Origin of the sequence: Nocardia sp. FBN12, from assembly GCF_050320175.1 — a bacterium.
Lineage (GTDB): Bacteria > Actinomycetota > Actinomycetes > Mycobacteriales > Mycobacteriaceae > Nocardia.
Map to the genome: position 1 here is coordinate 7251895 of NZ_CP190048.1, position 25796 is coordinate 7277690.

General features: G+C 68.6%; 25 protein-coding genes. 8 read left to right on the plus strand and 17 right to left on the minus strand.

What is annotated here, in order from left to right; translation table 11 throughout:
- Nucleotides 1-33 precede the first annotated feature (33 nt).
- The 3 genes from ACQHI0_RS33985 to ACQHI0_RS33995 are packed head-to-tail and all read right to left on the minus strand — an operon-like array spanning nucleotide 34 to nucleotide 2894.
- A complete protein-coding gene (locus ACQHI0_RS33985; RefSeq protein ID WP_427905764.1) occupies nucleotides 34-840 on the minus strand; it encodes an ABC transporter ATP-binding protein in 807 nt (268 codons plus the stop codon).
- A 12-nt stretch (nucleotides 841-852) separates the two neighbouring features.
- The gene (locus ACQHI0_RS33990; RefSeq protein WP_427905765.1) at nucleotides 853-1899 is read right to left on the minus strand and encodes a FecCD family ABC transporter permease; all 1047 of its coding nucleotides are present in this window, start codon (nucleotides 1897-1899) and stop codon (nucleotides 853-855) included.
- Nucleotides 1896-2894, minus strand: coding sequence for an iron chelate uptake ABC transporter family permease subunit (locus tag ACQHI0_RS33995; protein ID WP_427905766.1), 999 nt, complete (start codon nucleotides 2892-2894; stop codon nucleotides 1896-1898). Before ACQHI0_RS33995 ends, ACQHI0_RS33990 begins: the two co-directional genes overlap by 4 nt.
- A 155-nt stretch (nucleotides 2895-3049) precedes the next feature.
- On the opposite strand from ACQHI0_RS33995, the gene ACQHI0_RS34000 reads away from it, so the two are divergent.
- Complete coding sequence (locus tag ACQHI0_RS34000) at nucleotides 3050-3766, plus strand: hypothetical protein (protein WP_427905767.1); 717 nt, start codon at nucleotides 3050-3052, stop codon at nucleotides 3764-3766.
- A gap of 110 nt (nucleotides 3767-3876) precedes the next feature.
- On the opposite strand, the gene ACQHI0_RS34005 is transcribed toward ACQHI0_RS34000, so the two are convergent.
- The gene (locus ACQHI0_RS34005; RefSeq protein WP_427905768.1) at nucleotides 3877-5436 is read right to left on the minus strand and encodes an MFS transporter; all 1560 of its coding nucleotides are present in this window, start codon (nucleotides 5434-5436) and stop codon (nucleotides 3877-3879) included.
- A gap of 97 nt (nucleotides 5437-5533) precedes the next feature.
- Between ACQHI0_RS34005 and ACQHI0_RS34010 the strand changes: the two genes are divergently transcribed.
- Complete coding sequence (locus ACQHI0_RS34010; RefSeq protein WP_427905769.1) at nucleotides 5534-6691, plus strand: DUF5925 domain-containing protein; 1158 nt, start codon at nucleotides 5534-5536, stop codon at nucleotides 6689-6691.
- A 22-nt stretch (nucleotides 6692-6713) separates the two neighbouring features.
- On the opposite strand, the gene ACQHI0_RS34015 is transcribed toward ACQHI0_RS34010, so the two are convergent.
- Complete coding sequence (locus ACQHI0_RS34015; RefSeq protein ID WP_427905770.1) at nucleotides 6714-7289, minus strand: TetR/AcrR family transcriptional regulator; 576 nt, start codon at nucleotides 7287-7289, stop codon at nucleotides 6714-6716.
- A 104-nt stretch (nucleotides 7290-7393) separates the two neighbouring features.
- Here ACQHI0_RS34015 and ACQHI0_RS34020 point away from each other — a divergent pair, with 104 nt between their 5' ends.
- Nucleotides 7394-9088 (plus strand): nitroreductase family deazaflavin-dependent oxidoreductase, encoded by a 1695-nt coding sequence (locus ACQHI0_RS34020; RefSeq protein ID WP_427905771.1) that lies wholly within the window; start codon nucleotides 7394-7396, stop codon nucleotides 9086-9088.
- Here ACQHI0_RS34020 and ACQHI0_RS34025 read toward each other — a convergent pair.
- Together ACQHI0_RS34025 and ACQHI0_RS34030 are read right to left on the minus strand one after the other, a co-directional pair.
- Nucleotides 9078-10349: an MFS transporter gene (locus ACQHI0_RS34025; protein ID WP_427905772.1), complete on the minus strand. Its 1272-nt coding sequence runs from the start codon at nucleotides 10347-10349 to the stop codon at nucleotides 9078-9080. The two genes, ACQHI0_RS34020 and ACQHI0_RS34025, sit on opposite strands and share 11 nt — an antisense overlap.
- A 113-nt stretch (nucleotides 10350-10462) precedes the next feature.
- Nucleotides 10463-11305 (minus strand): NAD(P)H-binding protein, encoded by an 843-nt coding sequence (locus tag ACQHI0_RS34030; protein WP_427905773.1) that lies wholly within the window; start codon nucleotides 11303-11305, stop codon nucleotides 10463-10465.
- A gap of 154 nt (nucleotides 11306-11459) precedes the next feature.
- Between ACQHI0_RS34030 and ACQHI0_RS34035 the strand changes: the two genes are divergently transcribed.
- Together ACQHI0_RS34035 and ACQHI0_RS34040 are read left to right on the plus strand one after the other, a co-directional pair.
- On the plus strand, nucleotides 11460-12392 hold the full coding sequence (locus tag ACQHI0_RS34035) for an AraC family transcriptional regulator (protein WP_427905774.1): 933 nt from the start codon (nucleotides 11460-11462) through the stop codon (nucleotides 12390-12392).
- A 7-nt stretch (nucleotides 12393-12399) separates the two neighbouring features.
- Complete coding sequence (locus tag ACQHI0_RS34040; RefSeq protein WP_427905775.1) at nucleotides 12400-12816, plus strand: acyl-CoA thioesterase; 417 nt, start codon at nucleotides 12400-12402, stop codon at nucleotides 12814-12816.
- Nucleotides 12817-12832: 16 nt separating this feature from the next.
- Here the strand turns inward: ACQHI0_RS34040 and ACQHI0_RS34045 are convergent, their stop codons facing one another.
- The 6 genes from ACQHI0_RS34045 to pdhA form a co-directional block, all read right to left on the minus strand.
- Complete coding sequence (locus tag ACQHI0_RS34045) at nucleotides 12833-13051, minus strand: hypothetical protein (RefSeq protein WP_427905776.1); 219 nt, start codon at nucleotides 13049-13051, stop codon at nucleotides 12833-12835.
- A 127-nt stretch (nucleotides 13052-13178) separates the two neighbouring features.
- Entirely contained in the window at nucleotides 13179-13982 is an 804-nt protein-coding gene (locus ACQHI0_RS34050) for an SDR family oxidoreductase (RefSeq protein WP_427905777.1), read from the minus strand.
- 319 nt (nucleotides 13983-14301) lie between these two features.
- Nucleotides 14302-15705, minus strand: coding sequence for a uracil-xanthine permease family protein (locus ACQHI0_RS34055; RefSeq protein WP_427905778.1), 1404 nt, complete (start codon nucleotides 15703-15705; stop codon nucleotides 14302-14304).
- Between the two features lie 88 nt (nucleotides 15706-15793).
- Nucleotides 15794-17128 carry a dihydrolipoamide acetyltransferase family protein gene (locus ACQHI0_RS34060; RefSeq protein WP_427909385.1) on the minus strand — a complete coding sequence of 445 codons (1335 nt, stop codon included), beginning with the start codon at nucleotides 17126-17128 and terminating at the stop codon, nucleotides 15794-15796.
- The gene (locus ACQHI0_RS34065; RefSeq protein ID WP_427905779.1) at nucleotides 17128-18102 is read right to left on the minus strand and encodes an alpha-ketoacid dehydrogenase subunit beta; all 975 of its coding nucleotides are present in this window, start codon (nucleotides 18100-18102) and stop codon (nucleotides 17128-17130) included. Before ACQHI0_RS34065 ends, ACQHI0_RS34060 begins: the two co-directional genes overlap by 1 nt.
- Nucleotides 18099-19181 (minus strand): pyruvate dehydrogenase (acetyl-transferring) E1 component subunit alpha, encoded by a 1083-nt coding sequence (gene pdhA / locus ACQHI0_RS34070; RefSeq protein ID WP_427905780.1) that lies wholly within the window; start codon nucleotides 19179-19181, stop codon nucleotides 18099-18101. Before pdhA ends, ACQHI0_RS34065 begins: the two co-directional genes overlap by 4 nt.
- Nucleotides 19182-19352: 171 nt before the next feature.
- Here pdhA and ACQHI0_RS34075 point away from each other — a divergent pair, with 171 nt between their 5' ends.
- Nucleotides 19353-19847, plus strand: coding sequence for an Lrp/AsnC family transcriptional regulator (locus tag ACQHI0_RS34075; RefSeq protein ID WP_427905781.1), 495 nt, complete (start codon nucleotides 19353-19355; stop codon nucleotides 19845-19847).
- 120 nt (nucleotides 19848-19967) lie between these two features.
- Here the strand turns inward: ACQHI0_RS34075 and ACQHI0_RS34080 are convergent, their stop codons facing one another.
- Nucleotides 19968-21170 (minus strand): benzoate/H(+) symporter BenE family transporter, encoded by a 1203-nt coding sequence (locus tag ACQHI0_RS34080; RefSeq protein ID WP_427905782.1) that lies wholly within the window; start codon nucleotides 21168-21170, stop codon nucleotides 19968-19970.
- 155 nt (nucleotides 21171-21325) lie between these two features.
- Entirely contained in the window at nucleotides 21326-22561 is a 1236-nt protein-coding gene (locus tag ACQHI0_RS34085; RefSeq protein ID WP_427905783.1) for an MFS transporter, read from the minus strand.
- A gap of 121 nt (nucleotides 22562-22682) precedes the next feature.
- Here ACQHI0_RS34085 and ACQHI0_RS34090 point away from each other — a divergent pair, with 121 nt between their 5' ends.
- Both ACQHI0_RS34090 and ACQHI0_RS34095 read left to right on the plus strand, forming a co-directional pair.
- Complete coding sequence (locus tag ACQHI0_RS34090) at nucleotides 22683-23519, plus strand: helix-turn-helix transcriptional regulator (RefSeq protein WP_427905784.1); 837 nt, start codon at nucleotides 22683-22685, stop codon at nucleotides 23517-23519.
- An 87-nt stretch (nucleotides 23520-23606) separates the two neighbouring features.
- Complete coding sequence (locus ACQHI0_RS34095; protein WP_427905785.1) at nucleotides 23607-24437, plus strand: sulfurtransferase; 831 nt, start codon at nucleotides 23607-23609, stop codon at nucleotides 24435-24437.
- Between the two features lie 78 nt (nucleotides 24438-24515).
- Here ACQHI0_RS34095 and ACQHI0_RS34100 read toward each other — a convergent pair whose 3' ends face one another.
- Both ACQHI0_RS34100 and ACQHI0_RS34105 read right to left on the minus strand, forming a co-directional pair.
- Nucleotides 24516-25202: an HNH endonuclease family protein gene (locus ACQHI0_RS34100; RefSeq protein WP_427905786.1), complete on the minus strand. Its 687-nt coding sequence runs from the start codon at nucleotides 25200-25202 to the stop codon at nucleotides 24516-24518.
- Nucleotides 25203-25280: 78 nt separating this feature from the next.
- The gene (locus ACQHI0_RS34105) at nucleotides 25281-25643 is read right to left on the minus strand and encodes a hypothetical protein (RefSeq protein WP_266296226.1); all 363 of its coding nucleotides are present in this window, start codon (nucleotides 25641-25643) and stop codon (nucleotides 25281-25283) included.
- Between the last annotated feature and the right edge of the window lie 153 nt (nucleotides 25644-25796).

Here is a 25796-nt window from a genome sequence, read left to right on the forward strand (position 1 = left end):
ATACCTATCTTCGCCGACGGCGTCACCGCAGGTCTAGCGCACCTTCGCGGCATCCTCGGCGAGCGGAATCACCAGTGGCGTACCGGTTTCCGGGTCGTCGACGATCCGGCACCGCAACGAGAACACCTCGTCCACGAGCTCGGCGGTCACGATGTCGGCCGGCGCACCCGTCGCCACCACCCGCCCGTCACGCATGGCGATCAGGTGGTCGGCGTAGCGGAAGGCGTGGTTGAGGTCGTGCAGTACGGCCACGACTGTCCGCCCGGATTCCCGGTTCAGCGACCGGCACAGGTCCAAAAGCTGGATCTGATAGGCGATGTCGAGGTAGGTCGTCGGCTCGTCGAGCAGGATCAGCGGGGTGTCCTGGGCGAGCACCATCGCGATCCACACCCGCTGGCGCTGACCGCCCGACAGCTCGTCGACCATCCGCGCCGACAACTCGGCGATACCGGTCGCCGCCATCGCCGACGCGACTGCCTCCTCATCGGCCTTCGACCACTGCCGCAGCAGCGTCTGATGCGGATAACGGCCGCGCGCGACGAGATCGGCGACGCGGATGCCGTCCGGCGCGGTCGAGGTCTGCGGCAACAGCCCGATCTGCCTGGCCACCTGCTTGGCCGGGTAGGAGCCGATCGGTTTGCCGTCGAGCAGCACGGTCCCCGACTCGGGGGGGAGCAGGCGGGCGAGTGCGCGCAGCAGTGTGGACTTGCCGCACGCGTTCGGGCCGATGATCACCGTGAACTTGCCGTCGGGGATGTCCACCGACAGCTGGTCGCTGATGGTGGTGCCCTTGTAGCCGAGGCGGACCGCGTCGGCGCGCAGGCGGGAAGTGTTGTTCATCTTGTCGCTTTCCTAGTTCCGTCGCGCCTCGGCGACCAGCAGATACGCCAGATACAGACCACCGATCGAGACGGTGACGAGGCCGACCGGCACGGTGGTCGGCGCGAACGCGTGCTGGGCGATCCAGTCGCAGGTGATCATCAGCGTCGCCCCCATCGCCGCCGACGGCCCGAGCGCGATCGACGGCGTGCGCGCCAGCCTGCGCGCCAGATGCGGTGCGGCGAGCGCGACGAACGCGATCGGACCGGCCACCGCCGTCGCCACCGCGGTGAACGCGACGCTGAGCACGATCAGCCACAGCGTCGCCCGGCTGACATTGAGCCCGAACGCGCGCGCGGTGTCGTCACCGAGTTCGAGGATCTGCAAGCGAGGGGCCGCCGGGATGAGCGCGATCGCGAGCACGCCGAGGATCACCATCGCGGGACCGACCTGCGGCCACGAGAGTCCGTTCAGCGTTCCGGCACCCCAGGCCGCCGCCGACATCGCCGCATCCAGATCAGCGCGCAGGATCAGCCAGGTGTTGACCGAGACCAGCATGGAGCTGACGCCGATGCCGACGATGATCAGCCGGAACCCGGTCACGTTGTGCCGGAAGGCGAGCAGGTGGATGACCACCGCGGCACCGAGCCCGCCGATCACCGCGCCCGTCGCGGTCTGCAGGTGGCCGCCGCCGAGGGTCAGGATCGCGATCAGCGCGCCGGTGTAGGCGCCGGTGTTGAACCCGACGATGTCGGGACTGCCGAGCGGATTCCTGGTCACCGACTGCAGGATGGCACCGCTCACGCCCAGCGCGGCGCCGAGGATCAGGGCGAGCAGAATGCGCGGCAGCCGCCAGTCCCACACCACCAGCCGGTCGAACCGCTCGTCGCCGATCACCAGCGCGCGCAGCACCCGCAGCGGCGGAATCAGGTAGTCGCCGCTGCCGAGCGCGAGGACCGCCGTCGCCAGCGAAATCGTCAGCAGGACAGCGCACACCACGAGGGTGCGCACACCGATCCGGGCGGAGAATCGTGATCCGGGCGGCCGGACCACCAGCATCGTGCGTCCGAAGTCGATCATGCGGCGGCACCTACTCTCGCGCGACGGGCCAGCCAGATCAGCACCGGCGCGCCGAGGAACGCGGTGACCAGGCCGGCGGGTACTTCATCGGGACGAATGACGAGGCGGCCCACGATGTCGGCCGACAGCACCAGAATCGGCGCGAGAATCAGCGAGTAGGCGAAGATCCAGCGCTGATCGGGTCCGATCAGCCACCGGGCCACATGCGGAACCGCGAGGCCGACGAACGCGATCGGGCCCACCGCGGCGGTCGCGGTACCGCACAGCAGCACCACCGCGAGCGCGGTGAACAGGCGGGTGCGACCCACGTGCACACCCAGCGAGTGGGCGAGGTCGTCGCCGAGCGCGACGGCGTTGAGCGAGCGCGCGCACAGCGCCGCGATGATCAGGCCGACCACGATGAACGGGGTCGCGCCGAGCAGGATGTCGAACCCGCGCCCGGTGAGGCCGCCGGAATCCCACTGGCGCATCTCGTCGAAGGCCTTGGGGTGCATCAGGATCAGGCCCCTGGTCAGACCGCCGAGAACCGCGGTGGCGGCGACACCTGCCAGCGTGAGTCGCACCGGATCGGTGCCGGATCGGCCCGCGGTGCCCACTCGGTAGACGACCACCGACACCAGCGCGGCACCGAGAAAACCGAACCAGACATACGAGGTGATCTCGCTCACACCGAATATCGCGACGGCGATGGTGATGGCGAAGGCGGCGCCCGCATTGACGCCCAGCAGCCCTGGATCGGCCAGTGGATTGCGGGTCAGGCCCTGCATCAGGCAGCCCGCGACGCCCAGCGCCAGTCCGACGACCAGGCCGATCAGCGTGCGTGGCACCCGGTATTCGGTGATGGTGACGTGGTCGGGGGTAGTGCTCGCGCCGAAGAGCGCCTGCCAGACATCGCCGATCGCAATAGCTTTCGTGCCGACCAGCAGGCTGAGCGCACAGGCTGCGACCAGCACGAATACGGCAAGAAGCCACCCGCACCAACGCGGATTTCTCATCAGGGTTCTCTCTCACGGCGAAACTGGGTCGTCTTGGAGGTTAGCCTAAGCAAGGTCTTGATAGGTGAGGCTTACCTCGCTATTGTCACATCTCGTTCGGACCGCAGCTTGCGCGCCGCGCATCTCATGATGAGGAAACGAAAGGTTCACCCCCCGTGAAAATCACCAAGTTCGCTCTGCTGGCATCCACCGTCAGCGTTGCCATGGGCATCGCCGCCGGAGCCAGCCACGCAGCACCCGCGGCGGATGAGCCGATCAACTACACCGGCACGGCCACCGAGACCGCGGCGATCATCAGCACCGACGCGGGTTCGATGGTGGTCGAGGACGGCGTGTTCAAGATCAAGGCCGCCAACGGCACCACTGTCGCAGGCACCGAATTGTCCTTCCGGGTAGACGAATTCGAATTCCCGATCGCTGCCGATATCTCGGGCCGCACCGCCACGCTGACCCCGCAGTTCGATCTGGCGCACGCCACCTACAAGCCGGTCGCGCTGCCTTACGAGAACGTGGCTCCGTGGAAGAGCGAGTACGACCGTGAGCAGGCCGCCTGGAGCCGCATGACCGGCACCATCTCCCTCGGCGCCAGCATCGCCACCCTGGTCGGCGGCATCGGTGGCGCGGCCATCGGTTGTGTCGCGGGCGCGGCCAGTGGCGCCGTTGCCGGCGGTATCCTCGGCTTCCTGGTCGGCACGGTCCCCGGCGGCATCGGCGGCTGCCTCGTCGGCGCCACCGCACTCGGTGCGCTCGGCACCATCGCGGGCCAGATCTTCATCACCGCGCCGGTCGCGATCATGGCCGCGCTGCAGTACATCACCACCATCAACTCCCCGATGCCGAACAACCCGGCCCCGGCCCCGGCTGCCAAGTAAGCCGCAAGATCTCGGCTGAACCGGCCGAACCGAGCTCGCGGAGGGGACAACTCAGCGAGAAAAGAATCCCGCCCGAATCAGCATCGGGCGGGATTCGCTGTATCCGGACGTCAGTCGGTTGCCTTCGCGTTCGGCGCGGGGATGTGGCGCAACAGGGTCATGACCAGCACGGCGGCGACCGCGGTCAGCCCGATGCCGACCACCGAATTCACCTGCAGCGCATGGGTATAGGCCTCACGAGCGATCGTGGTCAGCTGCGCGCCGAACGGTTCGGGTAGCGCTGACGCGACGTACAGGGCGCCCGCGAGCGTGTCCTCGGCGGTGTCGGTGATCTCCGCTGGAAGTCCGGCGGGCAGCTGTTCTGCCATCTGCCCGCGGTAGACGGCCGTACCGATGCTGCCGATCACCGCGACGCCGAGCGCGGCCGAGAGTTCCTGTCCCGTTTCGGAGATGGCGGAGGCGGCACCGGCGCGTTCCGGGTCCACCGCGCCGACGATCAGATCGAGGCCGAGCACAAACATCGGGCTCAGACCGAGCGAGAACACCACCATGCCGGTGACGATCAGCGCGAGGTCATCGCTGCCCGAGAGCTGGGTGAAGATCGCGTACCCGGCCATCGCGATCACCAGACCGCCCGCCATCAGGTACGCGGGCCGGATCTTGGGAGCGAGCGCGCTCACCACGCCCGCCGCCACGACCATCGCCACCGCCTGCGGCACGGTCCACAGCCCGGCCTCGAACGCCGAGAGGCCGAGTACCAGTTGCAGATACTGCGAGAGCAACAGGAACAGTCCGCCCATCGCCAGCATGGCGACCATCAACGCGACCAGCGAGCCACTGAATCGGACATTGCCGAACAGATGCAGGTCGATCAGCGGATTGGTCAGTCGCTGTTGACGCAGGACGAACACCGCGCCGAGCACCAGACCGGTCACCAGCACGCTGACCGCCTCGATCGACCAGCCGTCCTTGGCCAGCTCCTTGATCCCGTAGATGACAGCCATCACCGACAGCAGCGACAGCAACGCGCTGAGAATGTCGAGTTTGCCCGGGTTCGGGTCCTTGTATTCGGGCAGCAGGAACGGGCCGGTCGCCAGCAACAGCACCATCGCGGGCACCGCGACGAGGAACACCGAACCCCACCAGAAGTTCTCCAGCATCGCGCCACCGACCAGCGGGCCGATCACCATGCCGACCATGAAACTGGTCATCCACACGCTGATCGCGGCGGTGCGCTGACGGTCGTCGTGGAACATATTGCGGATCAGCGCCAGGGTGGACGGCATCAGCGTCGCGCCCGCGATACCGAGCAGTGCGCGGGTGCCGATCAGCGTGTTCGCGCTGGTGGAGTACGCGGCGATCACCGAGGCGATGCCGAAGGCGAGTGCGCCGATCATCAGGAGTTTGCGTCGGCCGATGCGGTCGCCGAGGGTGCCCATGGTGATGAGGAAGCCGGCGACGAGAAAGCCGTAGATGTCGAGGATCCACAGCAGCTGGGAGCTGCTGGGTTCGAGTGCTTCGCTGATGTGGGGGATCGCCAGGTAGAGCACGCTCATGTCCATCGAGATGAGCAGCGTCGGCAGGGCGAGGACTGCAAGCCCGATCCACTCCTTGAGTCCGGCCGTGGTGGCGGATTCCGGCGGGGACTGGTCGTGCTGAGTGGACGTCACACTACGACCGTACCGACGTGATCGCCTCCGATGCCAGCGAGTTTCCCTGCGGTGCCCGCCATAAGTCATTGGACATTCCGGCCAGGCGACCACGATCATGGGCTCGGTGTCCACACACAATGAACAGCTCAGGCTCGTCGATTCGCCGCGTCAGCCGCAGGATCAGGGTGAGCCGTTTCCGTGGTCGGCAACCATCGACTCCACTTATTCGACCCGCGACGCGATCGACGCGCTGGCCCTCGCCCCGTTCCTGCGTGGCGATCAGCCCTTCGCCCGGCAGGCCCACCTCGACCGGGTGCGCCCCGACGCGGCGCTGCGGCCCGCCGGCTCGCGGATCGTGCGCTCGGTCGCCGATGACGACAGCAGCGCGCTGCTCGCGGCCGGTGACGGCTGGGCACTGCGCGCGGTGCGATGGGCGAGTGGTTCGGCCACGATCGAAGTGACCGCGGTGAGCGACGAACTCGCCGTCGAGGTGCTGGCCGAGGCCACGGATGGGGCTTCGCTGTCACGTGACAGCGAGGCCACCGTCGAGATGGGTTTCTGGCACATGGACGTCCGGCGGCCCGCGCGTCGCCGTCGTCAGATCGCGGCACCCGCGTGGGCGGAGATTCGTGGGAATTACACGGTCTCGGTGGCGGCGGGCATGGAGCGGTTGATGGGGCTCGGTGTCGCCGACATCAAGGGTCGGCTGGTGCTGTTGCACGGTGAGCCCGGGACCGGCAAGACCACTGCGTTGCGGGCACTGGCGCGGTCATGGGCGCCGTGGTGTCAGGTCGATTGTGTCGTCGATCCGGAGGAATTGTTCAGCAATCCCGGCTATCTGATGGAAGTCGCGGCGGGTGCCGACGGTGACGACGAGGACGGCCGCTGGCGATTGCTGGTGCTGGAGGACTGTGACGAGCTGATCCGCGGTGAGGCGAAAGAAGCCGCGGGCCAGAAGCTTTCGCGCCTGCTCAATCTCACCGACGGCATGCTCGGTCAGGGCCGCAATGTGTTGATCGCGATCACCACGAACGAGGATCTCTCCCGGCTGCACCCCGCCGTCGTCCGGCCCGGCCGCTGCCTGGCCCAACTCGAGGTCGGCCGGTTGTCGGCGCGGGAAGCCGACGACTGGCTGGCCCGCCAAGACGGTGAGTCCGTCGCGTCGAGTTTTCCGGACGGGGCGACCCTCGCCGAACTGGTCGCCCACCGCGACGGCGGGATCCAGATCCAATCGACGATCGACCACTCGGCAGACGTCGGCATGTACCTGTAGCGCTCTTGTGTCCGACGGCTGGTCAAGACATACCGACCGGGCGGATGTGCGCCCTGACCAGCTCGGTGAGGTGACGGCCGACGCGGTCGAGCGGCTCGGTGCTGTGCTTGGCGAGCGACATCACCACCGCACCCTCGATCGTGGCGATCACGGTCGTCGCCAAAGAGCTCGCGGTGTCGGCGTCGATGTTCTCCGCGCGTAGCCGGGTCGCCAGTGCCCGTTCCCAGTCGTCGAACGCCTCGCCTGCCGCGTCGGCCGCCGAAGGCGACTCCGAGCGTCCGAGTGCCGCGGCCACGATCGGGCAGCCGGCCAGGAAGTCGCTGGACTCGACGACCTGTTTCCACGCGTCGGCGAACGACGCGATGGTCTGCTCCGGCTCGGTGTCCTTGCTGAAGGTCTCGATCAGCGTCGTCATCGCGCGGCCCGCGACCCGGGTGGCCTCGGTGATCAACTCGGACTTGCCGCCGGGGAAGTTCAGGTAGATCGTCCGGCGGGAGAACCCGCTGTGGGCGAGCAGGTTCGCGACACCGGTCCCGGCCACGCCGTTGCGGCGCACCAGGTCGATCGTGCTCTGGACGAGTCCGTCGCGTGCTGCCATCGACATCCTTTCGGTCGGTCCGATTGTAGTATACCGATCGGTGTACTACCGTCGGGTAGGTACATCGATCGGTGTACTCGACGCTATCCGTGGAGGAGCCGACGATGACAGCCCTGACCGATCCGCTCGCCCTGCCCTGCGGCCAACTGCTGCCCAACCGGTTGATGAAGGCCGCGCTGAGCGAGGGTCTCGGCACCTCCGCCGGCGCGCCGGACGAACGGCTCGAGCGGCTCTACGGCCGGTGGGGCACCGGCGGCTTCGGTCTGGTGGTCACCGGCAACGTGATGGTCGACCACGACCATCTCGGTGAGCCGGGCAATGTCGTCATCGCCGACGAACGTCACCTCGACGACCTGCGCCGCTGGGCGCGCACCGCCAAAAACGGCGGCACCCGGCTCTGGATGCAGATCAATCACCCCGGCAGACAGGCGAATCCGCTCGCGACCCGGTCGCAGCCGGTGGCCCCGTCGGCGGTCGGTCTCGGCCTGCCCGGTATCCCGGCGCCGCGCGCGCTCACCGACGGCGAGATCGTCGACATCGTGCACCGTTTCGCCACCACCGCGCGGATCGCCGAGCGTGCGGGCTTCGACGGCGTGCAGATCCATGGGGCGCACGGGTATCTCGTCTCCCAGTTCCTCTCGCCACTGGCCAATCAGCGCGACGACCGCTGGGGTGGTGACCCGCAGCGGCGGGCGCGTTTCGTGCTGGAGGTGGTGCGCGCGATCAGGGCCGAGGTGTCGACGTCGTTCGCCGTCGCGATCAAGCTCAACTCCGCGGACTTTCAGCGCGGCGGCTTCACCGAGGACGAGTCGCGTGAGGTGGTGCGCCGCCTCGCCGGCGAGCGGCTGGATCTGATCGAGATCAGCGGCGGCAGCTACGAATCGCCCGCGATGATGGGCAGGCCGGTGGCGCGTTCGGCGAGCACCGTCGCGCGCGAGGCGTACTTCCTCGAGTACGCCGAATCGGTCCGGGCGGCCGCCGGGTCGGTGCCGCTGGCTGTCACCGGCGGATTCCGTTCCCGCGTGGCCATGGTCGACGCGGTCGAGTCGGGGGAGTGCGATGTCATCGGCCTCGGCCGGCCGAGCGCGGTGTCACCGAACGCCGCGGGTGACATCCTGCACGAGCGCACCGCGCGGCTGCATTCCCCGCAGATCTCGCTGCGCCTGCCCGCGCGGGTGTCCACACTGTCCAACGTCAAGAGCCTCGAAGGTGCCCTCGACCTGCAGTGGCACACCGATCAGCTGCATCTGCTCGGGGCGGGCGACGAGCCCGACCCCGGCCGTACACCGTGGCTCACGGTGGCGGCCATGCTGAAACATCACGGCGTCGACGCGTTTCGCAGTAGAAGGAGTTCGACAATGACCACCAAGGATCCGATGCGGCGCAAGTTCGAGGTCGAGCGGGCGGTGGGTCGCTATGTCGCGAACCCGGCGGTCCGCGCGCTGAGCCGGATCGGCATCCGCACCTCGTACGCGACCGAGCTGGAGACGATCGGACGCAAGTCCGGGCAGGCCAGGGTGGTGCCGGTCTCGGTCGCGTTCGACGACAGCGGCGCGTGGGTGATCAGCCAGCACGGGACCAGGTCGGGATGGGCCGCCAATATCGGCGCGGAACCGAAAGTGCGGGTCCGCCAAGGGAATCGGTGGCGAACCGGGACCGCCGAGCTGCGTCCGGCCGACGATGTCGTGGCGCGGGCGCGCACCTTCGCGCCCAATCCGGTCTTCGCCGGGCTGGCCGGGGCGGCCTTCCGCGCATTGCAGAGCACGCCGGTCTCGGTCCGGATCACCTTCACCGACTGACGACCTTCGCCGCGGCCGCGCAGGCCAGGGTGAGCGCCAGTGGCACGGTCAGCGCCGCGGTCAGTGGGATCACGGCGGTCAGCCAGCCGATCATCGCGGGGCCCGCGAGCAGGCCGAGGTAGCCGATGGTGAAGACGCGGGACATGTCGGTGGCAGCTGTGGTGCCGCCGAGATTGCCCGCGGTGGAGAAGATCTGGGGGACGCCGCCGGCGAGGCCGAGGCCGCACATCGCCCAGCCGAGGAGAGTGAGCGGCAGCCACGGGGAGGCGATGACCACGGCGAATCCGGTTGCGGCGAGCAAGCTTCCGTAGCGGACCATCGCGACGGGGCCGATGGCCGCGCTGATCCGGTCGGCGATGAATCGGCCGAAGGTCATGGTGGCGGAGAAGGCTCCGAACGCGAGGGCGGCACTCGCCTCGGACGTGTCGAGGTGCTCGCGTACCTGCAGCGCGCTCCAGTCGGCCGCTACGCCCTCCGCGAGCAGGAGTACGAACGCGATGCACCCGAGGGCCAGCACTTTTCGTGTGCGCTGACGATGCTCGCTGCGCTGATCGGCGCGGGGCGCGGCCGAGTCGACGGCGCCTGGTTCTGTCGAGTCGGCCACGCCGTGGTGGTCTCGTCGACCCGTGGTTGCCTTTTGGGGGCCGTCGTTGTCGTAATGCTCTGGATACGAAGGGGATTCGGTTCCCTCGCGGCCCAGCAGGCGTGGCACCAGCAACGCGGTGACACACAGTCCGCCGATGCCGGCGCAGAGCAGCGTCACCTGCGGCGCCAGGCCCGCGTGCTGGGCGGCCGCGCCCACCAGTGAACCGGCGAAGGCGCCCGCCGAGAACATCGCATGGAACGCGGACATGATCGGGCGGTGGTACCCACGTTCCACGTGCACCGCCTGCGTGTTCATCGACACGTCGAGGGCACCCATGCCGAATCCGAAGCAGGCCAAGGCGATAGCCAAGGTGACCGGGCCGGTCGCCAGTCCCGGACCGAGGACGGTCACGGAGATGGCCGATGCGGCCAGGGCGACCAGCGTGCGGCTGCCGAACCGGTCGGCGGCCGGACCCGCGAGCCGCATGCCGACGAGCGCGGCGCCCGACATCAGCAACACGAGCACGCTGAGCGTCGAGGGCGAGACCCCGGTCCGGTCGGTGATCGCCGGAATGTGGACCACCCACATGGCCAGCAGAATCCCGTTCAGCGTGAAAGCCGCGAACACCGCGGCCCTGGTCAGGCGAAGACTGTGGTCGATCGTCGCTGAACTCACTGCTTCGACGGTACCGGGCGGTGCCGGGACCTCGTCGCGGATCGCGGTGTGCCTGGTGGATCGAGATCACCAGGCCCTGGTGGGGGCCTGGTGATCAACTGTCCGGTTGCTGCTTACTGCGGAGTCCAGGCTCCGGTGGCGGCGGTCTCCTTGGCGTACTCGGTGAAATCGCGGGCTTCGCGGCCGAGGGCGCGGCGGACACCGTCGGCGGGCGCGGAATTGCGGCCGTCGAGGATGGTGCCGAAGAGGTAGTCGAGCAGGCTGATCGCGTCATCGGGGACCTGGTACTCACTCAGTGCCGCAACGAATTCCGGCCGGGAGACAGGGATGAAGGCGATCTCGCGACCGGTGGCCGCGGCGATCTCGCCGACCGCGTCGGCGAAGCTCAGGGCGCGCGGCCCGGTGAGCTCGTAGAGCTGACCCGCGTGACGTGAGTCGGTGAGCGCGGCCGCCGCCACCTCGGCGATGTCGTCGACGTGCACGAACGGTTCCGGCACATCGCCGTTGGGCAGTGCCACCGCGCCGGCGAGCACGTCGTCGACGAAGGCGCCTTCGCTGAAGTTGTGAGCGAAGAAGGCGCAGCGCACGATGGTCCAGCTCAGACCCGAATTCTGCACGATCTCTTCACATTCCAGCGCTTCGGGCTCGCCGCGCCCCGACAGCAACACCACCGAGCGCACCCCGGCGGACCGGGCGGCGGCGGTGAACGCGCGGATGACGTCCGGAGCGCCGGGCACGGCGAGGTCGGGCTGGAAGGCGAGGTAGACCGAATCGACACCGGCCAGCGCGGGTGCCCAGGTCTCGCGATCGGTCCAGTCGAAGGGGATCTCGGCGGTCCGCGAGCCGTGGCGCACCGGGTGGCCCGCGGCTTCGAGGAGCGCCGCCACCCGGCTGCCGGTCTTGCCGGTAGCGCCAGTGATGAGGGAAAGCTGCTGGTGAGAAGCGGTGTTTGTCATGAGATAAGTACACCGCCGCGCGGGCCGCGGCAACATCGTCGTGCCGCTCACGAACATGCGTAGTCGTCTATTGTGGATTCAGGGTGTGGCGGTGATCTTTTGCCGGGCGTGGCACGTGGTCTGGCCAAAAGACACGGAGAGGCGGAACAGCACAGTGGATGCGTTAGCCGGTCTGCTCGAAGGTCCACGCGCCCGCGGTGCGTTCCTCATGTGTTCGCTGCTGAACCCGCCGTGGTCGCTGCGCGTGCAGGATGAAGCTCCGCTCACGGTGCTCGCGATGATCCGCGGAAAGGCTTGGGTCAGTACGGATTCGATGCCGCCGCGGCAGCTCGCCGCGGGCGATGTCGCGGTTTTCCGTGGGCCGCAGCCGTATACGGTGGCCGACGATCCGGCGACCGAACCTCAGGTCGTCATTCAGCCGGGGCAGGTCACGACGACTCCCGATGGTGAGATCCTGTGTGAGACACTGAGTCTCGGCGTTCGGCAGTGGGGCACCGATCCCGACGGTGAGACGCTGATGGTCACCGGAACCTACGAATCGGCGGGGGCGGTGAGCCGGCGGTTGCTGCGCGCGCTGCCGCAGGTCGCGGTGCTGCCGCGCGGCGAGCTCGATACCCGGCTGCTCGACCTGCTCGTCGACGAGGCGACCAAGGATCTACCCGCGCAGACCGCCGTCCTGGACCGCCTGCTCGACCTGCTGCTCATCGCCTCGCTGCGCGCCTGGTTCGCCCGCGAGGACGCCCCCGCCTGGTACCACGCCTACAGCGACCCGCTGGTCGGCAAGGCTCTGCGCCTGCTCCAGCACAATCCGGCACACCCATGGACGGTGGTGGCCTTGGCCGAGGCAGTCGGAATGTCGCGGGCCGCGCTGGCCCGCCGGTTCACCGAGCTGGTCGGCGAGCCCCCGATGAGCTTCCTGACCGAATGGCGGCTCTCCCTGGCCGCCGACCTGCTCGCCGAATCGGACGCGACCGTGGAATCCATTGCCCACAAGGTCGGATACGGTAGCGCCTTCGCCCTCAGCACCGCCTTCAAACGGCACTTCGGGGTGAGCCCGCGCGACCATCGGCAGGGGAGCGCGGCATGATGGCCGGATGAGCTATCCCGTCCTATGGCCGATGCCGACCCGGTGGGCCGACAACGACCAGTACGGCCACGTGAACAACGTGACCTACTACTCCTACTTCGACACCGCCGTGAACGCCTGGCTGATGCGCGCCACCGGCACCGACATCACCGCGCTGCCCGCGCTCGGCGTCGTCGCGACGACCTCGTGCAAGTTCCACGGGTCGGTCAGCTTCCCCGATCAGTTGCAGGTGGGGTTGCGGATCGCCCGCCTCGGCAACTCGAGCATCACCTACGATCTGGCGATCTTCCGTGAGGGCGAGGCTGGTCTCGAGCTCGCCGCGACCGGCGAGTTCGTGCACGTCTATGTCGACGCCGACACCCGCAAACCGGTGGCGATCCCCGCGGTGGTGCGCGAGGCGGCCGCGGAGCTCGTCACCGAGTAGCGCTCGGGCCGGGAGCTCAGGAGGCGATTACGCCGACCTCGGGCCACTCGCTGCCGCGACGGGCGCGCAGGATGATCTGGCCCGCGGGCGAGTAGCCCGGTGGTCCGGGGAGGGCGGCGAAGGTGGTTTTGTCGATCACCAGGGACGAGTCCAGTTGTTCCCGGCTCGGTCCCCAGCGGTACTCGACCTCGGTGAGCTCGTCGCGAACCTTCTTGAAATACATCAGTTGTGCCATCGCCGGATCTCCGCGTAGACCTCCGCCGGTCAGCGGATCGTGACCGGCGGCTTGGAGACCATGGTGGCAGGAATCGAGCGATCTCGCCGCTACCTCGCCGAAAATTTCGGGCGCGGTCGGTGCGTGTTCACGCCCGAAGCATGGACTGGAAGCGGCGCATGCCGGAAATCCACCGGTCGTAGTCCGACCCCTTGTTGCGGTACATCTGCAGTACCTCGGGGTGCGGCAGGATCAGGAAATGTTCGGCGGCCATCGCCTCGACCACGGTGTCGGCGACTTCCTCGGGGGAGAGCACCGCGCCCGCGGTCTTCACGGCTTTGATCGCCAGTTCGCCGGCTTCCGGGTTGTCGGGAATGAGCGCGCCGGTGAGCAATTGGGTGTCCACACCCATCGGGCACAGGCAGCTCACGCGAATGCCCTTGTCGCCGTAGGTGACCGAGAGCCATTCGGCGAAGCCGACCGCCGCGTGTTTGGTCACCGAGTAGGGGGCGGAGCCGATTTGGGTGAGCAGGCCCGCCGCGGACGCGGTGGAGACGAAATAGCCGCTGCCGCGCTCCAGCCAGCCGGGGACGAGCAGTTTCGCGGCCCGGACATGGGCCATCACGTTCACGTCGATGGTGGCGGCCCACTGCGCTTCGGTGCTGTCGAGGCCGGGACCGCCGCCGATGCCGGCATTCGCGAAATACAGGTCCACCGGGCCGAATTCGCGTTCGGCGGTCGCGATCAAGTCCGCCACGACCTGCTCGTCGGCCACATCGCCACCGACCGCGACCGCCTTGTCGCCGAGGTCGGCCACGACCTTCGCCGCGCTGTCCGCGTCGAGATCGGCGACGACGACCCGTGCGTCGCCGGCGACGAGACGATAAGCGAGTGCGGCACCGATACCCGCGCCCGCACCGGTGACGATCGCGACCTTGCCTGCTATCTCCATCCCCGCAGCTTATATTTTTGGAGCGCTGGCGCGCTCGAGTTCGCGCCCCCGGCGGTCCCGTCGATCAGGTGCCGTTGCTTGCTCCTTCGTCGCCTACGCAACGGCACCTGATCGACGGGACGGGCGCGAACCGCCGACTTCGTCGGCGATCCCTCCTCGGGGTCGGGATGTGCGGGGCTGGGGATGTGGTGGAGGCCGCGGTTACGGGCGGTACTGGTTGTGTCGGCTTGCGGTCGGTGTGTGCTCGGTCGGCAGGACGAGGCCGGCGCCACGCATTACCCAGTGCTGTGCCGCCGCGATGGGCCGGGGGCGATCGAGATCAGATCGCGGCGGCGGGTTTCGGGGTGGTGGTGGTGGTCGTCGGTGCGTCGTCGGTCGCGCTTGGTTCCGTCGCGGGCGGTTTGACGATCGCGGCGCGGGCCATGGCGCCGAGCGGGGTGTGGTTGAAGGCCAGGTTCAGCAGGAACGCGGTGGCCGCGCCGAGGGTGACGCCGGAGTCGAGCAGGATCTGCGCGGAGGTGGGGAACTTGTCGAACATGTCCTTGGTGAAGACCGGCAGCAGGCCGATACCGATCGCGGTGGCGGCGACGGTCGCGTTGACCCGGTCCGTCAGATCAGCTTTCAGCAGCGTGGTGACGCCGACGACCGCGACCGTCGCGAACAGCACCAGCCCCACACCGCCGACCACCGGCTTCGGAATCACCGCGACCACCTCACCGATGCGTGGCACCAGCCCGAGCACCACCAGGATCGCCCCGCTCACCGCGGTCACATACCGGCTGTAGACCCTGGTCGTGGCGACCGCGCCGACATTCTGATTGAAGATCGTGTCGACGAACGCGGTGAAGACGCCGCCGAGCACGCCCGACAGACCGTCGCCGACCAGACCGCGCGCGAGATCGCCCTTGCCGAGCGGTTTGCCGGTGATCTCGCTGATCGCCAGCATGCTCGCGGTCGACTCGGCGAACACCACGGCCATCACGATGCTCATCGCCACCACCGCGGTCACCGGGAACTGCGGCGACCCGAAGTGGAACGGTTGCGGAATGCCGATCCAGTCGGCGGTGCCGACGCCCGCCGTCGTGATCAGGCCCATCGGCAGCGCGATCACGATGCCCGCGATCAGCGCGATCAGCACACCGAGCTGCGACCACACCCCGCGCCCGATGCAGACGAACGCGACCGCGATCAGCACCACCACGGCAGCCAGTCCGATATTCGACGGCGCGGCGAAACTCGGCGACTTCGGATCGGTCCCGATGATCAGGCCCCCGGCGACCCCGATCAGCGATACCCCCACCACGGTCAGCACGGTCCCGGTGACCAGCGGCGGGAAGAACCGCACCACCCGCGCGAACGGCCACGCCAGCGCGACACCGACCACACCACCGATCAGCATCGACCCGTACACAGCCTCGAGGCCGTACTCCTTGGCGATCAGGATCATCGGGTTGAGCCCGACGAACGTGGCACCACACACGATCGGCAACCGCGCACCGGCCAGCTTGCCCACACCGAGACTCTGTACCAGCGTGATGATGCCCGCGACCAGCAGATCAGCACTGATCAACAGCCCGATCGTGGCCCGGTCCAGCCCCGCGGCCGCACCGAAGACCAACGGCACGGTGATGCAACCGGTGTACATGATCAGGACGTGCTGAACGCCGAACGCCAGTTGCCGCGCGAACGGCAGCCGGGTGTCGACGGGATGTGCCTCACTCATACAACAGGTTGTAGCCCCCGTTTTTTACCGCGAGTGCGCGTTGTGTTTCGTCGGCGTTGCGGGTCGGATATATCGGTCGGAACGCCGCTCAGATGCGGCTGAGCAGCGTCAATGGATCTTCGAGGAAGCCGGCGGTGGTGGCGAGGAAGCGGGCGCCGAGTTCGCCGTCGATCATGCGGTGGTCGAAGCTGAGGCCGAGGGTGGTGACCCAGCGGACGGCCAGCTCGTCGCGGAACACCCAGGGGCGCTTGCGGATCGAGCCGATGCACAGGATGGCCGCCTCGCCCGGATTCACCAGCGGGACACCGGAATCCACGCCGAAGACACCGACGTTGGTGAGGGTGAAGGTGCCACCACGCAGGTCGTTGGGGGTGGCATTGCCGGACCGGGCCGTATCGGCCGCCCAGCTGATCTCGCGGCACAGTTCACGCAGGCTCAGTGACTGCGCCTCCTTGAGATTGGGCACCATCAGCCCACGATCCGAGGCCACCGCGATGCCCAGATTCACATAGTGCTTGGTGACGATCTCCTGATTCTGCTCATCCCAGGAGGTGTTGATGCCCGGATATTCCGCGATCGCCGCCAGTGTCGCTTTGGCGACCAGCGCCAGCGGGGTGAGCGTGAGGCCCTCGAAAGACTTGGTGGTGCGCAGATGGTCGAGCAGTTCCATCGAAGCGGTGCAGTCGACGGTGACGAAGGTGCTGGCCTGCGGAATCGTGCGTGAGCTGGCCTGCATCGCGGCGGCGGTGCGTTTGCGGATGCCCGCGATGGGGGTGCGTTCTTCGCGGGCGGTCGGCTCGATCAGGCCGTCGGCGTCGGTGGCATGGCCGTTCGACGGCGTCGGCGCGATGGCACCGAGGCGGGCGGGGGTGCGTGGCTGCGTCACCGGCACGGCCGAGCGCACGTCTTCGACGGTGACCGCGCCCTCCGGCCCCGAACCCGCGACGAACCACAGATCGATGCCGAGTTCCTTGGCCAACTTACGGGCCGCCGGGGTCGCGGCGGCACGATGCGTGCTCGGTGTGTTCGAAGCCATCGACGGTGTCGATTTCTTTCGCCGCGAGGTGGATTCGGCCTCGGGGCCGTAGCCGACCAGCACATTCGTGCGCGGCTCGGCGGCAGGCGGTGCACTCACCTCGAGATCGTTGCGCACCCGGATCAGCGGCGCGCCGACCGGTACGGTGTCGCCGGGCTGTGCCAGCAATTCGACCACCACCCCCGAGAACGGCGACGGCAGCGCCACCACCGCCTTCGCGGTCTCCACCTCGGCGATGGTCTGGTTCAGTTCCACCGTGTCGCCGACCGCGACGGCCCAGGACACCAGGTCGCCGTCGGCCAGGCCCTCACCCAGGTCGGGCAGGCGGAATTCGAGAACATGACCGTCGTCGCTGGCGGCTGGTTCCGGCACGAGGGCACCTTTCATCACGCGGCTAGACAGCGGTCGACCGCCGCCAGAATGCGGTCGGGGTCGGGCAGGTGGTGCTTTTCGAGCTTAGCCGGGGGGTAGGGGATGTCGTAGCCACCGACGCGCAGCACCGGCGCCTCGAGGTGATAGAAGCAGCGTTCGGTGACCCGGGCGGCGATCTCGGCGCCCAGCCCGGCGAACACGGGCGCCTCGTGCACGATGACCAGCCTGCCGGTCTTTTCCACCGATTCCGCGATCGTGTCGACGTCGATCGGCGAGAGACTGCGCAGGTCGATCACCTCGATCGAATGTCCTTCCTCGGCAGCGATCTTCGCCGCGGTGAGCGCGGTGGCGACGGTGCCGCCGTAGGCGACCACGGTGGCATCGGCGCCGCGGGTGCAGACCCTGGCCTTGTGCAGTGGCAGATCCGGTTCGCCTTCGAAATCTACGTCGGCCTTGTCCCAATAGCGACGTTTCGGTTCGAAGAAGATCACCGGGTCGTCCAGTGCGATGGCCTGGCGAATCATCGAATACGCGTCGGCGGGCGTGCTCGGTGCGACAACGCGAAGGCCCGCGGTGTGCGCGAAATACACCTCCGGTGATTCGGAATGGTGCTCGACCGCGCCGATGCCACCGCCGAACGGAATGCGGATTGTCAACGGGGCCTTCACTTTTCCGCCGGTACGGTTGTGGATCTTGGCGACCTGGGAGACGATCTGGTCGAACGCCGGATACACGAAACCGTCGAACTGGATCTCCACCACCGGTCGGTAGCCACGCAGCGCCATCCCGAAAGCCGTTCCGACGATGCCGGATTCGGCCAGTGGTGTGTCGATGACGCGGTTGTCGCCGAAATCCTTCTGCAGCGTGTCGGTCACGCGGAACACACCACCGAGCCGACCGATGTCCTCGCCGAGCAAGACGACCTTGGTGTCGTCTTCCATCGCGTTGCGCAGGCCGGTGTTGAGGGCGGCGGCGAAGGTGGTGATCATGACTGCGCTCCTTCGGCGAGGTAGGCCGAGAACTGTTGGCGCTCTTCGGTCATCAATGGGTGCTCGGTCGCGTAGACGTTGTCGAACATCCGCTCCGGGTCGGGGTCGGGCATGTCGATCGTCGCGGTGCGTAGGCGGCGGGCGACGTCGTCGGCGGCGTCGGTGACCTGCTGGGTGAACTCGGCGGAGAGATCGCCTTCGCGTTCGAGGAGCAGGCGCACGCGTTCGATGGGGTCACGTTGCGCCCAGTACTCGGTGTCGGCGGCGGTGCGGTAGCGGGTCGGGTCGTCGGCGGTGGTGTGCGGGCCCATCCGGTAGGTCATCGCCTCGATGAAGGAGGGGCCGCCGCCGGTGCGGGCGCGTTCGACGGCCTGGCGGGTGACGGCAAGGACGGCGAGCACATCGTTGCCGTCGACCTGCACGCCCGGAATCCCGTAGCCGTCGGCCCGGCGCACCAGTGGGGTATGACTCTGCACGGCGACCGGTTCGCTGATCGCCCACTGATTGTTCTGGCAGAAGAACACGACTGGCGCGCTCCACGCCGCGGCGAATCCGAGTGCCTCGGCGATATCGCCCTGACTCGTCGCGCCGTCCCCGAAATAGGCGATGGTGGCGATATCGGCGCCGTCGAGGTGGGCGGCGTAGGCGTAGCCGGTGGCGTGCAGGCCCTGGGAGCCGACGACGATATTGGCATTGGTCATCTTGACCTCGTCCGGGTCCCAGCAGTGGTGGGCGACGCCGCGCCACAGGGCGGTGAGCTGCTCGGGCGGGACGCCGCGGCAGTAGGCGACGGCGGTTTCGCGGTAGGAGCCGAAGACGTAGTCATCGGGGTGCAGCGCGTGCGCAGAGCCGACCTGCGCGGCTTCCTGTCCGAGTAGCGGCGGCCACAATCCGAGCTGGCCCTGGCGCTGCAACGCGGTGGCTTCGACGTCGATCCGGCGGGTGATCACCATGTCCCGATAGAGCTGCCGCAATCGCTCGGCATCGACATCGGCGACCAGTGCGCCGTGCTCTTTGTCGAACACCCGACGGCCGTCGGGCTGCACCAGCTGGACCGGGTAGGTCTGCTTCTGCGACATCGTGACCGCCTCCTCGCCACCGGGCCTTGTGGGCCGATGAAGGTACGCCACTCCGCTGAGTGCGATGTGTATCACTCAGCATCCACGATTACGCGGGGTGCGCAAGCGAGGCACGCGCATCTGAGCAGAATGCATGATCTGCGGGGGGTCGACGCTGCCATACTGCGTTGTATGACAAGTCGCGAACCCGACGCTGTGACGCTCGATGCCACCGACGCGCGGCTACTGCGCGAGTTGATCGCCACCCCGCGCGCCACCGGCGTGGAACTCGCGGCGCGCCTCGGCCTGTCGCGCAACACCGTGCAGGCGCGCCTGGCCCGCTGGGACAGCGGTGGCGTACTCGGCAGCTTCGAACGCAGAGTGGAACCTCGCGCCCTCGGCTACCCGCTGGCAGCGTTCGTCGCGGTCGTCGTCGACCAGCACCGACTCGACGCCGTCGTCGAGGACCTGGCCGACGTCCCCGAGGTCACCGAGGTCTGCGGCATGACCGGCGCCACCGACCTCACCGTCCGCATCGTCGCCCGCGACGCCGACGACCTCTACCGCATCGCGGGCCGAATCCTGAAGATCCCCGGCGTCGAACGCACCAACATGGCCCTGGTCATGCGCGAACTCGTCGGTCCGCGCACGGGCCCTCTCCTCGACCGACTGGCCGGCCCGAGCTGAAGTCGCGCCAACGATGAATCCAGTCGGCGGTTCGAGTCGGGTCGGACCGACCGGACTGCGCCAGGCGATAGCGGTGCACCGGGCCGGTGAGACCGCTGACCGCGTACCGAAAGCGGCCGGTCAGGTGCCGGTCGGGAGGAACCGGCGAACGACGAGCCCGGCGACCAGCGCCCAGAAGGCGCCGCCGATGCCGAACAGGGTGGTGCCGGAGGCCGCTACGAGGAAAGTGACGAGGGCTGCCATGCGGTGGGCTGGGTCGCTGAGGGCGCCGGTCAGGGCGGCGGCGAGGGTGGCGAGCAGTGCCAGGCCCGCGACGGTTTCGATGGTGCCCGCCGGGGCCGCGGCGATGAGGGTGACCAGGGCGGCGGAGGCGAGGCCGAGGATGAGGTAGCTCGCGCCAGCGGTGGCTGCGGCGATCCAGCGGCGTTTGGGGTCGGGGCTGGCGGCCGGCGCTGCGGCGAGGGCCGCGCTGATGGCGGCGAGATTGATCGCGTGGCCGCCCGCTGCCGCGCCGAGGATGGTGCCGATGCCGGTGACGAGCATGGCCGGGCGCCAGGGGACCTGGAAGTCGAACGAGCGCATCACCGCGACGCCGGGGATGTTCTGGGAGGCCATGGTGACGATGTAGAGCGGGATCGCGATGCCGATGATGGCCTGCCAATGCCACTGGGGCGCAGTCCATTCCACCGTCGGTACCATGGCGGACAGGTCGAGGTGCCGGTCGTTGACGGCGATGTCGATGCCGGTGCCGACGGCTGCCGTCGCGAAGGCGACGAGCACTGCCCACTTGGGTGCGAACCGTTGCAGCACCAGCCACACCACGATGACCGGCACCACCACGGCGGGTGAGGTGCGCAGTGCCTGCACCGGGGCCAGACACAGCGGCACGAGCACACCGGCCAGCATCGCCTGCGCGATCGGCACGGGGATCGCGGCGACCAGCGAGCCGAGCCGTTGCCACAGCCCGGTGATCACGATCAGCACGCCGGTCACCACGAAGGCCGCGACCGCGCCCGGCCAGCCACCGGCCACCAACCCGGTGCTCGCGAGCAGCGCAGCGCCGGGCGTGGACCAGGCCAGGGTGATCGGTATCCGGTACCGGAAACTCAGCAACAGAATGCCGATGCCCTGCGTGAAGCACAGGATCAGCAACCCCGACGCGGCCTGCGCCGGGCTCGCCCCTACCGCGCGCAAACCACTCAGCACCACCGCGAACGAACTCGTGAAGCCGACCAGTGCGGTGATCGCTCCCGCCCCGAGCGGCTGCGCGATACCCGCCGGTTTCTCGGCGGCATCGGCGGAAGTGGTGGAGACCTGCGACATTGTGCAGATATTGCCCGACCGATCCGAAGCCGTCGCCTGCCAGTCTTGCGAAACTGGACTGATTCGTGCGATCCGCAGGCCAGTCCAGTTGCGCGACCGGCCCGTGAATGTCGCCACTCTCCCGGTCGGCGATGCCTCGCAACACTGCCGGATGATCAGTGGCTGGGCGAGGAGGCGCGTTCCGGTGTCGAGGGGGTGCCCTCGGCCTCGGGGCCGTCCGCCGGTCGCACCGTGCCCCGGCCTGCCACCAGCGCCACGGCCGTCTGGGCCGCCGCAGCGACGCACATCAGCGTGAGCGGCGCCTTCCAGTCCGAACCGACGGTGTGCAGCAGCCCGAAGACCACCGGCCCGACGGCGGCCAGCAGATAGCCGACCGACTGGGCCATCGCCGACAGCGCGCCCGCCGAGGTGGCGTCCTTGGCCCGCATGCTCATGAAGGCCAGCGCGAGCACCAGACAGGCTCCGCCGCCCAGGCCGAGGACCACGCTCCACAGCAGGGCCAAGCCCGGTGCGAAGAACAGTCCGATATAGCCGAGGAGCATGATCGCGGAGCACCCCGTCGCCAGCGCCCGCTGGTCGCGCGCCCACCGCAGCGCACCGGGCACCGCCAGGCTGGTCAGCACCGCGATCGCCTGGAACAGGAACAGCAGCCAGCCCGCCGCCGCGGCGCTGAGGCCGTTGTCCTGGAACACCTGCGGCAGCCAGGTCACGACGACGTAGAAGCCCAGCGACTGCAGCCCCATGAACGCCGTGACCGCCCACGCCAGCCCCGAGTGCCAGGGCAGCCGGTGCCCGCGAACCGCCTGCGGGGAGGTCTGCCCGGTCCGTATCTGGGGCAGCCACACCAGGAAGGCCACCACCGCGATCAGCCCCCACCAGCCAAGGGCGGTGTGCCAGCCGCCAGGGGCGACCTCGCTGATCGGCACCGCAACGCCGGAAGCGATGGCGGCGACACCGCCCATCACGGTGGCGTAGGCGCTGGTCAGCAGACCCACCTTGGTGGGGAAGTCGCGCTTGATGAGACTCGGCAGCAGCACGTTGCCCACGGCGATGCCCGCACCGATCAGTGCGGTTCCCGCGAACAGCCCGACGGCCGTCGGCAGCCAGCGCACCGCGATTCCCACGGTCAGTACCACCAACGCACCCCCGAGGAGCCGTTCGGCTCCCCACCGCGTGGCCATGCGCGGCACCATCGGGGACAGCGCCGCGAACGCCAGCAACGGCAGTGTGTTCAGCAGGCCCGCCGCGCTCGGTGCCAGTCCGAGGTCCGCCTGCACCTGGTCCAGCAACGGCCCGACGCCGGTCAGACTCGCCCGCAGATTGGCCGCCACTACGAGCAGCCCGAACGCCAGCAACGCCTGACCGGAGCGCCGCGTCGACATGTTCTCCATGCCGAACATCATCGAGCGACAGCCGGCGAACAACGAGGCCGTATCTTGGCTAGCCCCCGGAGGGTCACCCTCCGCAAGGTCTTCCCCGCCTGGCCGTCAACTCGCCCGGTACCTTGGCCTCATGGGGACTCCGTTGGGGAATTTCATCCGGGCCAAGCGGGACAGCATCCAGCCGGAATCCCTCGGGCTTCCGGAACGGGGCCGGCGGCGGTCACCCGGTCTGCGCCGGCTGGAGCTCGCCACCGGGGCGGGCATCAGCGTCGAGTATCTGACTCGCATCGAGCAGGGGCGCGACCGCAATCCCTCACCGACGGTCGTCAACTCGCTCGCCGAGGCCCTCGGCCTCGACCCCTCCGAGCGCAACCACCTGCGCTACCTCGCGAAGATCACCGGCGGTGAGTGCGCCGTGCAGATCCGGCCCGTACCGCCGTCCCGGCAGGTACGGCCTTCCGTGCTGCGGACGCTGCGCCTCCTCGAACCCGGTGTCGCCATCGTGACCAATCGGCTGGGCGACATCCTGGCCCGTACCAGTGGCTTCCAGTCGGTCACCAGGGGAACGGGGCTGCTCGACGTCGCCCAGCCGAACCTCAACCGCTATCTGTTCACCGACCCCCGTGCCCGGTCGTTCTTCGTCGACTGGGACGACGTCGCGGACGAGCAGGCCTTCGACCTGTGGCAGGCGCCGTCGCTGGAGAACCTGGAGTGGCTCACCGCCGAGCTCGCCCCCATCGCCGGACCGGAGTTCACCGGCCGCCTGTACAGCCGGGTGATTCCGCGCCGCGGCACGCTCCGGCTCAGCCACCCGGACGGACACCAGCTCCGGCTGGTGCGTGAGACGCTCGAACTGGCCTCGGACACCCAGCAGTTGGTCGTCTTCCTCCCGGCGGACGACCAGACGACCGAAGCCATCGCCGAGCTCCAGCACGAGTCCCACGACCCGCTCAGGTCCTTTTCGTAGCCGCGCTGCCCCGCCGTTCCGCCCTCGGGCCTCGTCCCTTGTGCCTCGAGTACAGTGTCGGCAACGGTTTCGCAGGCGGGGGCTTCGATGGGAGTGGGTTTGGGCGCGGTGTTGATCTCCTCGGCTGTGCTTCGGAAAGAGCTGGCGGACAAGAAGATCCATCTGCTCGATGTGCGGTGGGCGCTCGGTGATCCGAACGGACCGCAGCACTATCTCGACGGGCATATCCCGGGCGCGGTCTTCGTCGACCTGGAGACCGAACTCGCCGCGGCTCCCTCACCCGCGCGTGGCCGCCACCCGCTCCCCGATCCGGGAACCTTCGAGAAGTGCGCGCGCAGTTGGGGATTGAGTGCAGGCGAACCCGTGGTGGTCTACGACGCGACCGGCGGCACGGCGGCCGCGAGGGCGTGGTGGCTGCTGCGCTGGGCAGGTGTGGACGACGTGCGCATCCTCGACGGCGGGCTGCCCGCTTGGCTCGCGGCCGGTGGGGATCTAGCGACCGGCGCCGAACCGGATCCGGTCGGCGGCGACCTGGTGGTGCGACCCGGCGGGCTGCCGGTGATCGACGCCGACGCCACGGCGAAATGGTCTGGTGTGCTGCTCGATGCGCGCGCTGGTGAGCGGTACCGCGGCGAGGTCGAACCGATCGATCCACGCCCCGGACATATCCCTGGTGCCGTCAGCGCGCCGACTGCCGAAAATCTGGATGGCACAGGGCATTTCCGAAGTGTCGATGACCTTCGCGCGCGCTTCGCGGGATTCGGTGCGGGCCCGGTCGCCGTGTACTGCGGATCCGGCGTCACCGCCGCCCACCAGATCGCGGCCCTCGCCGTCGCGGGCATCGACGCCGCGCTCTACCCGGGTTCGTACTCGCAGTGGTCGAACGACCCGAAGCGGGCTGTGGCGACCGGAGAGTAGGCGCTGCTGGGAGTTCGCCAACGACCGCGTCAGTGGTGTGGCGGCACCGGCTCGGACCAGCTGCGGGCACACCCGGGCTCACGGGCACCCGCGGGCGACGTCGTGGAGGGTGGCGTTGTCGGCGGCGGTGATCGGGAGGTCGTAGTCGACGGCGACGGTGAGGTACTTGGCTGCGTAGAAGCAGTGGTTGGCGCGGGCCGGGGGTAGCCAGGCGGCGGGGGTGTCGTCGCCCTTGGCTTGGTTGGTGGCGGCGCCGGTCGCGAGGAGATTCACCGCGAGGTCGTTGGCGAAGCGGCGGCGTTTGTCCGGGGTCCACGAAGCGGCGCCCATGTCCCAGGCGGCGGCCAGCGGGTAGACGTGGTCGATCTGGATGCGGCCGCCGTCCGACTTGGTGAAGTCGATGTCGGTTCCCGTGTAGGGGTCGGTGAGGATCCCCGCGACGACCACGCAGCGGCCGCGATGCACTACCTCGCGCAATTGCATCGCCAGGACGTTGTTGCGGGTGTCGCAGCCGTCGTGGCTGCCGGGGGCATCGGAGTCGTCGGTCCAGGCCGGTCCGAACACGCAGGCCTGGCCCGCCTTGCAGCCACGTTCGTAACCGCCGGGGTGGGGTCGCGACGCGATGACACGCACCTTGTCGAGCAGGGCCGTCACCTGCGCGCGCGTCGGACTTCCCGGTGCGGGAGCGACCGGCTCATCCAGCCCGATCACCCCGCACCCGGCAGTCGCGAGCGCCACGACGAGCAACCACGCCAGTTTCCGCATACCTGCAGGTTGTAGCCGCAGGCACCGACAACAATGGCCGCAGGCAGGAACAAGGCCCGCCTGCGCCGGCGCGGCGGCCTATAACCAGGCGCGGGCCAGCAGGTCGTCGGCTTCCAGGTCCGCGGTGCGGGGTGGGAAGCGGGTCGCGGCGATCGAGGAGATGTGGGCGCCGTCGTGGCCGACCAGCCAGGAGCCGCCGCGCTCTTCGCATTCGGCGATCTTGGCGAAGACGGTGAGTAGGAAGGTGATGGATTCCCGCGGGTCGATGGTGTGGGCCAGGCGCTGGGATTCGCCCGGTCGCGACAGATCGAGCCAGACGCCTGCTTGACCGTCCAGGCGCATGCCGAGGATTTTCGTAGTGTCGATGAAGGTGAACTTGCGCCGTTCCCATGGGGTGTTGGGGGTGTAGCTCTGCTCGAGTACCTGGAGCAGAATCGTCATCGTTTCCCTCCGCACGAATTACAAGGGGGTCATCGGCCGAACCGGATCGAGCCGGTTCGCCTGGGTGTGTATGGAGTTGTCGCCGGTGGGTGTTCCGGCCCGTGACCAGGGGTTATTTCAGTATGTTCTCGTTGCGGCGAGAAATCCAGGGGT

What these genes read in the sequence shown, in the direction of transcription:
- ACQHI0_RS33985 (WP_427905764.1), bottom strand. Translation starts at nt 840, where the DNA reads ATGAACAACACTTCCCGCCTGCGCGCCGACGCGGTCCGCCTCGGCTAC.
- ACQHI0_RS33990 (WP_427905765.1), bottom strand. Translation starts at nt 1,899, where the DNA reads ATGATCGACTTCGGACGCACGATGCTGGTGGTCCGGCCGCCCGGATCA.
- ACQHI0_RS33995 (WP_427905766.1), bottom strand. Translation starts at nt 2,894, where the DNA reads ATGAGAAATCCGCGTTGGTGCGGGTGGCTTCTTGCCGTATTCGTGCTG.
- ACQHI0_RS34010 (WP_427905769.1), top strand. Translation starts at nt 5,534, where the DNA reads ATGGGCTCGGTGTCCACACACAATGAACAGCTCAGGCTCGTCGATTCG.
- ACQHI0_RS34015 (WP_427905770.1), bottom strand. Translation starts at nt 7,289, where the DNA reads ATGGCAGCACGCGACGGACTCGTCCAGAGCACGATCGACCTGGTGCGC.
- ACQHI0_RS34020 (WP_427905771.1), top strand. Translation starts at nt 7,394, where the DNA reads ATGACAGCCCTGACCGATCCGCTCGCCCTGCCCTGCGGCCAACTGCTG.
- ACQHI0_RS34030 (WP_427905773.1), bottom strand. Translation starts at nt 11,305, where the DNA reads ATGACAAACACCGCTTCTCACCAGCAGCTTTCCCTCATCACTGGCGCT.
- ACQHI0_RS34040 (WP_427905775.1), top strand. Translation starts at nt 12,400, where the DNA reads ATGAGCTATCCCGTCCTATGGCCGATGCCGACCCGGTGGGCCGACAAC.
- ACQHI0_RS34045 (WP_427905776.1), bottom strand. Translation starts at nt 13,051, where the DNA reads ATGGCACAACTGATGTATTTCAAGAAGGTTCGCGACGAGCTCACCGAG.
- ACQHI0_RS34050 (WP_427905777.1), bottom strand. Translation starts at nt 13,982, where the DNA reads ATGGAGATAGCAGGCAAGGTCGCGATCGTCACCGGTGCGGGCGCGGGT.
- ACQHI0_RS34055 (WP_427905778.1), bottom strand. Translation starts at nt 15,705, where the DNA reads ATGAGTGAGGCACATCCCGTCGACACCCGGCTGCCGTTCGCGCGGCAA.
- ACQHI0_RS34060 (WP_427909385.1), bottom strand. Translation starts at nt 17,128, where the DNA reads ATGAAAGGTGCCCTCGTGCCGGAACCAGCCGCCAGCGACGACGGTCAT.
- ACQHI0_RS34065 (WP_427905779.1), bottom strand. Translation starts at nt 18,102, where the DNA reads ATGATCACCACCTTCGCCGCCGCCCTCAACACCGGCCTGCGCAACGCG.
- pdhA (WP_427905780.1), bottom strand. Translation starts at nt 19,181, where the DNA reads ATGTCGCAGAAGCAGACCTACCCGGTCCAGCTGGTGCAGCCCGACGGC.
- ACQHI0_RS34075 (WP_427905781.1), top strand. Translation starts at nt 19,353, where the DNA reads ATGACAAGTCGCGAACCCGACGCTGTGACGCTCGATGCCACCGACGCG.
- ACQHI0_RS34080 (WP_427905782.1), bottom strand. Translation starts at nt 21,170, where the DNA reads ATGTCGCAGGTCTCCACCACTTCCGCCGATGCCGCCGAGAAACCGGCG.
- ACQHI0_RS34085 (WP_427905783.1), bottom strand. Translation starts at nt 22,561, where the DNA reads ATGGAGAACATGTCGACGCGGCGCTCCGGTCAGGCGTTGCTGGCGTTC.
- ACQHI0_RS34090 (WP_427905784.1), top strand. Translation starts at nt 22,683, where the DNA reads ATGGGGACTCCGTTGGGGAATTTCATCCGGGCCAAGCGGGACAGCATC.
- ACQHI0_RS34095 (WP_427905785.1), top strand. Translation starts at nt 23,607, where the DNA reads ATGGGAGTGGGTTTGGGCGCGGTGTTGATCTCCTCGGCTGTGCTTCGG.
- ACQHI0_RS34100 (WP_427905786.1), bottom strand. Translation starts at nt 25,202, where the DNA reads ATGCGGAAACTGGCGTGGTTGCTCGTCGTGGCGCTCGCGACTGCCGGG.
- ACQHI0_RS34105 (WP_266296226.1), bottom strand. Translation starts at nt 25,643, where the DNA reads ATGACGATTCTGCTCCAGGTACTCGAGCAGAGCTACACCCCCAACACC.